Origin of the sequence: Plesiomonas sp., assembly GCF_051650925.1 — a bacterium.
Taxonomy (GTDB): domain Bacteria; phylum Pseudomonadota; class Gammaproteobacteria; order Enterobacterales; family CAMTGL01; genus Plesiomonas.
Map to the genome: position 1 here is coordinate 1 of NZ_JBOFRH010000340.1, position 2,961 is coordinate 2,961.

General features: G+C 46.7%; 3 protein-coding genes. All 3 read right to left on the reverse strand.

Annotated elements, in window-relative coordinates:
* Positions 1–136 precede the first annotated feature (136 nt).
* Complete coding sequence (locus ACRC27_RS07895) at positions 137–469, reverse strand: tRNA-binding protein (RefSeq protein ID WP_438621984.1); 333 nt, start codon at positions 467–469, stop codon at positions 137–139.
* Between the two features lie 28 nt (positions 470–497).
* The gene (galM, locus tag ACRC27_RS07900; RefSeq protein ID WP_438639601.1) at positions 498–1,616 is read right to left on the reverse strand and encodes a galactose-1-epimerase; all 1,119 of its coding nucleotides are present in this window, start codon (positions 1,614–1,616) and stop codon (positions 498–500) included.
* 90 nt (positions 1,617–1,706) lie between these two features.
* Positions 1,707–2,867, reverse strand: a complete 1,161-nt coding sequence (galK, locus tag ACRC27_RS07905; protein ID WP_438639602.1) for a galactokinase — start codon at positions 2,865–2,867, stop codon at positions 1,707–1,709.
* Between the last annotated feature and the right edge of the window lie 94 nt (positions 2,868–2,961).

Consider the following 2,961-nt stretch of genomic DNA (forward strand, 5'->3'; position numbering starts at 1 on the left):
CAATTGTTTATTTTTTGAGATTGAATTGGGAATATATCCCCGAGAAAATTCAGACCCATGTGAAAAATCAATCTGTTTTGATTATTGCTAATATTTTCCTGCAGTACTGTGGTTGCAGCGGTAGGGTTAGCGCTATTTATACAATTTTCACCCCTGCAGGCATAACACGCTCAGGCGCGAGTAACACACTCTCTGCACCGTCATCTGTCTCTGCGCAAAGCAACATACACTCTGACGTTTCGCCACGCATTTTGGCTTTTTCCAGATTGCACAGCACCACAACCTGTTTTCCCAATAACGTCTCTTCACTGTAGTAAGGCACTAAACTGGTCACAGTTTGTAACTGCTGATCACCTACGTCAATTTGCACTATATATAGCTTATCTGCATTTTCATGGCGCTTAACCTGTACGATATTCCCCGTACGTATTTCAAGCTTAGCAAAATCAGTATATTTGACCTTTTCCATTACATGCCCCCTTTAAATATGTATGTGCTTAATTACTTTTAATATTTACTTCACCGCACCGAAACGCTGAGTTACCCCTACACCCATAATGGAACTGATAAACCGTTGTAGAGCGGTATACATTTTCGGGATACAGAATACAGCTGGGCTGTGGCCAGTCAGGGTGGTTTGGCGAGTCGGGCAAAAATTGAGTTTCTAATGCCAGCCCCGCAAAATCAGAGTATGCCCCTCCTCTGCGGTTGGGTGTTCCAGCCAGCCAATTACCGGTATACAGTTGCATTGCGGGTTTATCAGTAAAGACTTGCATCTGTATTTCCTGATCGAGAGAGGTGAGTTCTGCCACCGGAAGCTGGAGATCACGAGCCGGGTCAAACAAAAAACTGTGGTCATATCCCTTCACGGCGATCTGCGCTTGATCCCGTAAAAAATGCTCAGCAACCTGCTTTCCCTGCAAAAAATCAAACCCTGTTCCCGTGACTGTTTTTAAACTGTTTTCAGGAATACCGTCTTGATTGGTTGGTAAAAAATACGCAGCGTGAATACGCAAACGGTGCAATCGGCAGTCGTGATCGCTCTCTGCTCCGTGCAGATTAAAATATGCATGGTTGGTGAGATTCACCGGTGTAGCCTGATCGGTGGTTGCCCGGTAATGGATCTCAACTTGATTCACATCTGTCAGTCGATAAGTAACACGGACCGTCAGATTGCCAGGAAAACCTTGATCGCCATCGGAGGAAACGAGTGAAAAAGTCACCTGATTATCTGTTTGTAACTCAATAGCCCAACGGCGATGATGAAACCCTTGCTGACCACCGTGCAAACAATGACCAGCTTGATTCACCGATACCCGGTGTACATGCCCCTCAAGTGTAAAGCAACCATGGGCAATACGGTTGGCATAACGCCCAACCGTTACCCCCATGTAACTTGACTGGCGCATAAAATCATCCAGCGTACTGACCCCAAGCAGAACTTCGCGCAGCTCACCAGTTTGTAACGGTAAACAACAACTTAACCACGTCGCCCCAATATCCATCAGCGTCAGTTGCATACCGCAACGGTTGGTCAACGTCACCAATTGTGCGGGCAGACCGTCTACCAGCCAAGGTTGTGTCATTGTTGATGTAAAATCGGGCGATCGATGCATGGTCTTATCCCATCAGTGTCGGTGCTGTTTTCGAATGTACAGATGATCTATATCCGTATATATCTACGCTAAATATATAGAGTGCGGTGATTACCCCAGATCAATCAGACCCGCGCCATCTTGAGCTTGGCAAACATAAATCGAAGCTTGCAGGCCGGTAGCAACCGGATACTCTGCGGCAACTGCTGCAGTGACTTCATCAACTAAATACGGGGGGATCAACGCAACAATACAACCCCCAAAGCCGCCACCTGTCATTCTGACTCCGCCTTGTTCACCGATCACTGTTTTAACAATAGTGACTAACGTGTCAATTTCGGGAACGGTGATCTCAAAGTCATCGCGCATTGAGGTGTGTGACTGAGCCATTAGTACACCGAGTGTATGCATATCTTGTACTTGCAAAGCCTGGGCTGCTTGGCGTGTGCGTATATTTTCAGTGATCACATGGCGCGCACGTTTGAATACTTGCGTATCGAGCTGATGTGCTTGTGCGTTAAGCTGCTCAAGTGTGACATCGCGCAGGGCTTTTACCCCGAACATAGCCGCAGCCTCTTCACACTGCTGACGGCGGGTGTTGTATTCGCTATCAACCAATCCGCGCTGTTTATTTGAATTGATAATAACAATGGCTAGATCTTTTGGCATAGAAACAGATTCTGTAGCAAGGCTACGGCAATCGAGTAGCATGGCACTGTCTTTACGACCTTGTGCAGAGATCATCTGATCCATAATGCCGCAGTTACAGCCGACAAATTCGTTCTCAGCCTGCTGGCCATTAAGTGCAATCTCTGCCTGAGTGATCGGTAGATTAAACAGCGTTTTAAATGTTTGCCCGATCACCACTTCCAGTGCTGCCGACGAACTTAGCCCAGCGCCCTGTGGTACATTACCGCTGACGCAGATATCCGCGCCTTGTAGTACGTAACCACGCGCTAATAAACACTTCACTACACCACGGATATAGTTAGCCCACATTTTTTCCGGCTGAAAGGTGATCTCTTGTGTGAGATCAAATTCATCTGTCGCGTTACCATAATCAACTGAAACAACACGCACGTAGTTATCAGCACGTTTTGCTGCCGCAACGACGGTTTGGTAGTTAATGGCACACGGCAGCACAAAACCATCATTGTAATCAGTATGTTCACCAATGATATTCACTCGCCCTGGTGCTTGAATACCATGGGTTGGTGCATAACCAAACACTTGCTCAAATGCTGTTTTTACACGTTCGATTAATTCAGACATATCCTCTCTCTCATCAACATCACTCTATAAACACGGCCAAAATAGCCCGTCATGCATATGCGCGATCCGGTATCTCACGGCATCAGGGTATTGG